Origin of the sequence: Trinickia sp., from assembly GCF_036503415.1 — a bacterium.
Taxonomy (GTDB): Bacteria; Pseudomonadota; Gammaproteobacteria; order Burkholderiales; family Burkholderiaceae; genus Trinickia.
Map to the genome: position 1 here is coordinate 1 of NZ_DASXWY010000165.1, position 7,507 is coordinate 7,507.

Consider the following 7,507-nt stretch of genomic DNA (forward strand, 5'->3'; position numbering starts at 1 on the left):
CATGGCGGGCGTCGCAGTCGTATCGACGATGAGCACGCTGTCGTCGCCGATCACTACGCCGGAATTCGGATCGCCTTCCGTCGTGTAGGCATAGGCGTTTTCGGACAACTGCTCGAACGAGACGCGCTTTTCCTGCAGATCCGCCTGCGATGCAAAAGCCTTTACCATGTCTGACTCGCTGAACGTGGTGGGGGATGGCCGCGATGCGACTTATCGACGACCGGTCGATTGCATCTTAGTTCACGCCGCCTTGCCCACCAAATATCCCTTACATCGGCTGACATGGCCTGGCGACATGCAGCGCGCCGACGCGGCAGTGCCCCACCGGCCCAAAGGCATCCCCTTCTTCGCACGGCGCATCGCCATTTCGCACACTGCGGTTCGAGCACAGCACGGTATCGCTAAGCTCTGAACTATCGACGCCGGGCGCCCCGGCTCAACCCTGAACGAGGCGGTTTCAGACCGGAGCGAGTTTACGATGACGACGATTTCGAAGTTCGAGCAGCATCTCGTCGCCGCGCGGCTGCCATGGCGCGCGCGAAGCTGGCATCTCGCCTGCGCGTTGGATTTCATCGATTGGGCAAACGACGCGTTCGCCTCATCGGGGGGATGGAAGACGTTGATGGCGCAAAACAGATACGTTCTGGAAACCTGCCGCGAACGCTATTTATCGGAGGCCATTGCCGAGCGCGACCTGCGCAGCGAAGAACGGCTTCGGCTGAACTGTTTCATTCGCTTCGTCGAAAGCTCGGCCCGGGAAGAATCGGCGCAGCCCGATGCGCCGTTGCCGGCCGGTACGCCCCCCTCCTCCCCGGACCGCTACTGCGCGGTGCCCGCACGGTAACACGCCTGCTTGCCCTGAACGTCGTCATAGATCATCCGGTAGCCGCTCGCGGCGCCGCTGCCCGCGTGGGCAGATCCCAGCACGACCTGCGTATGCTGCGCGTTTTGCGAAACCGGCGCGATGATGTAGGCGGCGAGCACAGGGTCGGTGCGTGCCGCGGCGGCACCGATGCTCCGCCTCACATGCGAGAGATGCGTGCGATACCAGCCCAAGAACGGCCGGTAGGCGGGCCCCGCATAATGGCTGTCGATGATCATCCACGGGTCGGTCCTCGCCGTCTTACCCAGTTGACTGACGTCGAAATCGAGATGCGCTTTGAAATCGCCGCCGAGCCGCGAGTCGGGCTGCCCGATCCGGCCGATGTCATACCGGGCCGCGTCGGTTCCCGCTTGCAAATCGTTCCAATGCTTTCCGGTCCAGGTCACCACATGCGCGAGTTTGTAGTCGCCCGTGAATTCGCCGCTGTCGGTGAGCGCATTTTCTTGTGTGATGTAGAGCAGATCGCCTGGGCGCAGATAGCTCTGCATCGCGTCGAAATTTCCCTGATTGATGTCGAGCAATACGCCCGGCGACGGATTCGCGTCAGAGCCGCCCCGATCGGCCGTCGAGCAGGCTTGAGTACCGATGCCCGTCGATAGATCGTTGGAGGTCATGCCGGCGAAGTTATAGATCCATGCGGTGTAGTCCGAGCAGTCCACGCCCTTCCAGTTGATGGCCGCCGCGGGAAACGACGCGGGCGTATCGCTTGCCGCCACCTGCACGCTTTGGGCGCCGTTCGCATTGCGCTGCCCAGTGCATGTCATCTGCTGCGGATTGCCGCCCGCCGACTCCCCCGACGTGCTCTCCGGCGTGGAATTGCGGTACTTCGGGTTGGCGCGATTCGAATCGTCGGGCGGCAGCCATCCGGGGACATGGTGGTGGCAGTAGTTGATGTTCTGGTCGACCCAGAAATTTTCCGCGGCCATGACCAGTTCGCGCTTGAACGTATCCATGTCCGTGCAGTTCGCCGGCGGCTCGATGGCCCCATATCCTCTCGCGAACGGCCCCCAGCGGCTAGGTGTTTGGAACGTCGACCAATTCTGGTCGGTCATGCCACCTGCGAGCAGCGCCTGCACCGAGTTCTTGCGGCCTTCGAACAGCGCAAGATTGTCAGTCAGCAGTGCGACCCGATCCCCGCATGCGGACGCGGCAGCAAGCTGCGGTGCCGTTTGCTGCGCAGGCTCGAGCATCGCAAGCGACGTGATGCCGGTGCGATTGTGTGCATTGTGGGCAAACGCGGCGGCGCCCGAGGTAACGAGGCAATGGTCGGCATCGGCCGCCGCGACGGAGCCGTCGCTCAAGACGTCGCCCGCACCCGTGTGACAACGGGCGAGCGTATCGCCGTTCGCCGCCTGGTCGACGATCGCTTGCGAGCTCGCCGCAATCGCGAGACCGTTATCGCTACGGCTTTGCGACTCGGCACCGAGCGCGAACGCCATCTTCGCGCTATCGGACACGGCTGCGCCATCGGAAGCCGGTGGATAGACCGGCACCGTCTGCTGAACATCGATGCCGCCGACGAATGCGTTGACGCGTGCGGACGCCGCGGCGATGTTCTCGGCGCTCAAGCCTCCGGCCGCGATGGCATCGATGACGATCGCATTCGAGTACGGGGAGACCACGATGGTTGTTGGCGCCGAAAGATAGACGGCATCGAGTTCGGCCGAAAGCGACGCCCGCTCGCCCGTCGCTTCCTCGAGATAGCTCCCGCCGCTCGCCCGCACGAGCACGGGGTAATGCGCAGGCCGCGCTAGCGAGAAACTGCCGTCATCGGCCGTACGCGCCATTGCAGCAGGCAGCGGGGAAACGGCGCCGTCTGCCGCAATTTCATAGACTGCGACGGACGCCTGAGAGACGTTGGCCATATAGACGCCGCCGCTTTGCGGCGCCACTGCCCCACCACTGCATGCATTCAAGAAAAACGTGAAAACCACGCAGAAAACCAGCTGCAGCAAATTCCTGTTCATAACGAGCCAGATAACCGTTCGATGAATATTGACTGCGATAACGACTTCGCCGCCCCAAACCTGTAGTGAAGCGCATTCGATTCTTCGAAAGTTTTTTAAGGGTGCGTTCCGAATTCGGCAAATGAGACGGGTGCGAAACGCGCGATCCGCTTCTTTGAAGCGAACCGCGCGCCGTTAACCGATCAATCGCTCAACTACTGTTGCTTGCTCGGCGCCTGCGGCCTCGCTTTCAAACGGCCCTGATAGTGCGGGATGCGGCGCTCGACTGGCTGCTCCGGCATCAGTGCCTGGCGCATCAGCCGGGCTGCGACGCTCGGTGACGCGGCGAGCGAATCGATCGCCGTCGCGCGCGATTGCGGCGCAAGGCCGTGGTCGACCAGCAAGTGCGTGCCGAGCTTCAGATTCGTCAGCCTGGCCGGCTCCAGCAGTGCACTCGATTGCGCGAGCAACTGCGTCCACGCGTTGTCGCCATAGTTCACGACGTAATAGTCCTGCCCCGTCGGATCGGCCAGCACCGCGCCGCAGCCTTCGAGACGCACCTGCATGTCCGAGCCCTTCATCGAGACGGTCTTACGGCTCGTCAGACCGTCGCCATAGGCCAACGTCAGCGGGATCGTCCATAGCGTTCCGGGATACGGATTCTGGTTCGGGAACGGCTGCTGCTTCAACGTCACGACCGATTGGTTCGTCGTCAGATCGCACGTCGTGTTCAGCGAGACGAGCGGTACACCCGTTTGCCGCACGAAGCTGTCGCCGATCTGCGTCATCGGCTCCCCGCTTGCTCGCGCGAGTTCGTCCCATAGCCGCTTGGGCGTGACGTTGCCGAGTGCGTAATCCGCCAGATACGACTGCAGCCCACGGCGCATCACGTCCTCGCCGAGGTAGCCCTCGATCATCTTCAGAACCTGACCGCCCTTGTCATAGACAAAACGCCCGGCGTTGATGACGAAGTCGTTCGAAGCCCATGCGTTGAAATTCGGCTGCACCGGGAAGGATGCGGACGTCAGATCGTCCGCGATGACGCGATACTTGTTGCGGACCTCGCCTTCCCAGTTGAAGCGATCGGGAAAGAAGGCGATCTTCGTCTTGTTCTCGAAGAACGTTGCGAACGATTCGTTGAGCCAGACGTCGTCCCACCAGTCCAGCGTGACGAGATCGCCAAACCACTGGTGGGCTGCCTCATGTGTCAGCACGGTCACGCCATAGTTCGACATCGGGGTGCCCGGTTGCGGCAAGATGTCGTCGGCAAACTCGAGAATGGCCCCCCAGTTCTCCATCCCGCCGAAGTTCAGATCTTTCTGCGCCTTGAACGCGTCGTTCGCCGCGACTGTATCGAACTTCGTCAAGGGCAGCGGAATGCCTGTGTAGCGATAGTAGTAATCGAGCGCCTGCTTCGTCTGCTGCATGGCCGGCAATGCCCAATCGCGCATGCCCGGCGGCGTGAAGATGCGCAAATGCAGACCCTTGCCGTCCGGCAGCGGGCTCGAAAAGTCGTCTTCGAGCACATCGAACTGCCCGCCGCCGAAAAAGAGCAGGTACGACGGCATCGGCGGCGTCTTCTCGAACGAAACGCGCTTATAACCGCTGTCCACGTTGACCGGCGGTTTCTCCGCCGCGTTCGAGACGACTCGCCAGTTCTGCGGCACGTCGGCGCTGACCTCGTAGGTCGGGCGGAACGCCGGCTCGTCCCACCCGGGGAACCATTGCCGCGCGAGATCCGATTCGCCTTGTGTCAGGATGGCGCCGCTCGTCGTACCGTCGGTCGCCTTCAGATCGACGCGGAACACGCCTTCCGCAGCGGAACATCCCGGATAAGGATCGTTGCCGCAACTGCCGCCCGTCTTCGTGACCGGGTCGTCATAGCTTTTGAAGTTGATGATGCCGCGCCATTCCATGTGCAGCGAATAGGTGCCCGCTGCAATCTGCCCGCTCGCAGGACGCAATTGATAGTAATCGCCCTGGTCCTGGGGCGTCGCGACCAGCTGCACATTGCCGGGCTGCAAGGCGATGGTGCCGTTTACGAACTGCAGCCGGTGCGCGGCCACGGTGATGGCGGTGACCGGCTTGAGCACCTTGATCTCGACGTCCGCTCGGCCGTCGAACGCATTCAGCTCGGGGTTGGGGCGGAACCAAAGCCGGTAATTGACCGGTATGACCGTATCGGGCATTTCCACCGGCGATACCGTCTTGTCCACGCCCGGCGTCGCCGCGACGGCGGAAGCAGGCGCGACAAGCGCCGGAGTGCTGGGACTCGAAGTGGCCGCGCCCGCGCGGCTCGCCGACGCCTGTCCACCGTCACCGCCGCCGCATGCGCTCAATAGCGCGAGCGCGGCAATCGATGCGTAATGCCAATTCAACCCAAAATGAAATCGCATACGAAATCCTGAATGAGAAAGTGTTTAACCGATGCCAGGTTTCGTCTCGTTGTTCTTCTCTCTCATTCGCCGGCAGGCAATACGACGCCACGCAAGCAAATCCGTAGCTCGCGACGAAAAGGGGCGTGCTGCGCCCCGGCCCAGCATTCACTGAAACCCAGACCGTGATTCCAACCTGCAATAAATAGGAGTACTAAACGTATGGACTACTAAAAATCATCGTTGACATCGTCGACTCCATAGGAACGGGGCGGCGCGAATGTCTTTCATAAAAACCAGCGACAGCGCAGAGTACGTTCCACTTCCTTTCAATGTCAACTCGCTTTCACTGTATTACTTTTCTAATCGTTTTGGCAAACGGTATGCTATATGCAAATTTCGTAGTGACCGGTAATTTTTATTCGATCCCACAACGCACCTTGCATATTTTCATGTAATAAATGGATAGGCGTGGACCAAGACCTCCAAAAACTTGTAGGCCCCACGAATTCGAATAAAGGAATGCGGTATTGGATGACGGAACGAGCGGCAGCGCGATCATTCGGCCGGCGACGCGCTCTGCCCGCTTCGGGCGCGCGCGGCTTGCGCGCGCTGGAGCAAAAACCGCCGCACCGCCGGGTCCGATTCAAGGCCGATGGCACGTTGATATGCGTCGAGGCAGGTTTGCCAAGCGCCGACGCGCGCCGACAGTTCGGCCCGCGCCGCCCAGAATGGCTGATAAGCCAAAAGCCGTGCATCGCCCGCCACCTCGTCGAGCGCGGCGAGGCCGGCCGCTGCGCCATCGCGCTCGGCCAATGCGACCGCCCGGTTGAGCGCGGCAACCGGCGAGCCGCTCAACGCGCACAGCGCGTCATAGAGCTGCACGATCGCCTGCCAGTCGGGACGATGACCGAACCTGCGCATCGCGTGTGCCGATTGCACCGCGGCTTCCAACTGATAGCGGCCGATCCGGCCGGCCCGGCTCGCGCGGGCCAGCAACGCTTCCGCTTCTTCGATCATGCCGCCGTCCCATCGCCTCACATCCTGCTCGCTCAGCGCGATGTAGGCCCCGTCGGCCGCGCGGCGAGCATCGCGGCGGGCGTGCGTGTGCAGCATCATGGCCAGCAATCCGAGCGCCTCCGGCTCGTCCGGCATGAGCGAGACGACGAGGCGGCCCAGCCAGATGCCCTCATCGGCGAGATTGCGGCGGTGGGGATCCCCTCCCTCGGGATCCGACCATCCTTCGGCATAGACCGCGTAGATCGAATCGAGCACACATTCGAGCCGCGCGGGCAGCTCGCCGGGCTCGGGCATCTCGAGTGCAATGCCGGCTTCGCGAATCTTGTTCTTGGCCCGCACGAGCCGCTGGCTCATCGCCGATGGCGCGACGAGGAACGCGGAGGCGATCGTCGCCGCATCGAAACCGAGCACCGCTTGCAACACGAGCGGCGCACGCGCGCTGCGCTCGAGCGCGGGATGCGCGCAGGCGAACATCAATTGCAGGCGCTCGTCGGGAATCGACGCGGCGGCATCATCCGTCTCGGGCGCCAGCTGGCTCAGCCATTCCAGATACTGGGCTGCATCGGCGTCACGATAACGACGTCTGAGCGCATCGACGATACGGCGCTTGGCCACCGCGAGCAGCCACGCATCCGGCGTGCGCGGCACGCCGTTGCGCGGCCAATCCGCGAGCGCCGCCGCGAATGCATCCGCGAGCGCGTCTTCGGCACCCGCCACGTCGCGGCTGCGCGCGGCGAGAAAGGCGATGAGCTTGCCGTAACTGAGCCGCGCCGCCGCCTCCGCGGCACGCGCGGCGGCCGTGTCCCCGCTATCGGGCATTCGGGGCGTACTCGTGCATCGGCCAGATAGGGCGCACTTCGAGCCCGGCGTAGTCCGCAGCGGGACAACGCGCAGCCCATGCGAGCGCCTGATCCAGATCGGGTACGTCGATCAGGTAATAGCCGCCCAGTTGCTCGCGCGTTTCCGCATACGGTCCGTTGAGCACCTCCGTTTTGCCGTTCTTCGCTCGAACCGTGGTGGCCGTGTCGACCGGCCGCAGTCGGGCACCGGCACGCCAGACGCCGGCTTCCTTGAGCGCCTCCGTATAGGCGCCGAACGCAGCCGTCATCTCCGCGGCCTGGCTCGGCGTCATTTCCGCAGCCCGGGCTTCATTGCCATAAATCATCAGCAGATATTCCATTTGTCGCTCCTGAAGAGTTGCGGCAACACGCAGCGTGTTACCTCGACAATGTCGAACGGCTTGCCATGATTTCGACATGCGTCGAAAAAAAGCGCGATAGGAG

The 7,507-nt window shown here is 62.7% G+C and carries 5 protein-coding genes and 1 pseudogene; 1 reads left to right on the forward strand and 5 read right to left on the reverse strand.

The features are described from left to right. Positions 1-168: pseudogene (locus tag VGL01_RS20750) on the reverse strand (MBL fold metallo-hydrolase); the annotation flags it as partial. Positions 169-478: 310 nt separating this feature from the next. On the opposite strand from VGL01_RS20750, the gene VGL01_RS20755 reads away from it, so the two are divergent. After that, positions 479-844, forward strand: coding sequence for a hypothetical protein (locus tag VGL01_RS20755; protein WP_331572684.1), 366 nt, complete (start codon positions 479-481; stop codon positions 842-844). Here the strand turns inward: VGL01_RS20755 and VGL01_RS20760 are convergent. The 4 genes from VGL01_RS20760 to VGL01_RS20775 form a co-directional block, all read right to left on the reverse strand. Next, positions 820-2,850, reverse strand: a complete 2,031-nt coding sequence (locus VGL01_RS20760) for a hypothetical protein (RefSeq protein WP_331572686.1) — start codon at positions 2,848-2,850, stop codon at positions 820-822. The two genes, VGL01_RS20755 and VGL01_RS20760, sit on opposite strands and share 25 nt — an antisense overlap. A gap of 194 nt (positions 2,851-3,044) precedes the next feature. Then, positions 3,045-5,225, reverse strand: a complete 2,181-nt coding sequence (locus tag VGL01_RS20765) for a M1 family metallopeptidase (RefSeq protein ID WP_331572688.1) — start codon at positions 5,223-5,225, stop codon at positions 3,045-3,047. Positions 5,226-5,762: 537 nt separating this feature from the next. After that, the gene (locus tag VGL01_RS20770; protein ID WP_331572690.1) at positions 5,763-7,043 is read right to left on the reverse strand and encodes an RNA polymerase sigma factor; all 1,281 of its coding nucleotides are present in this window, start codon (positions 7,041-7,043) and stop codon (positions 5,763-5,765) included. Continuing rightward, positions 7,033-7,404: a YciI family protein gene (locus VGL01_RS20775; protein WP_331572692.1), complete on the reverse strand. Its 372-nt coding sequence runs from the start codon at positions 7,402-7,404 to the stop codon at positions 7,033-7,035. Before VGL01_RS20775 ends, VGL01_RS20770 begins: the two co-directional genes overlap by 11 nt. Between the last annotated feature and the right edge of the window lie 103 nt (positions 7,405-7,507).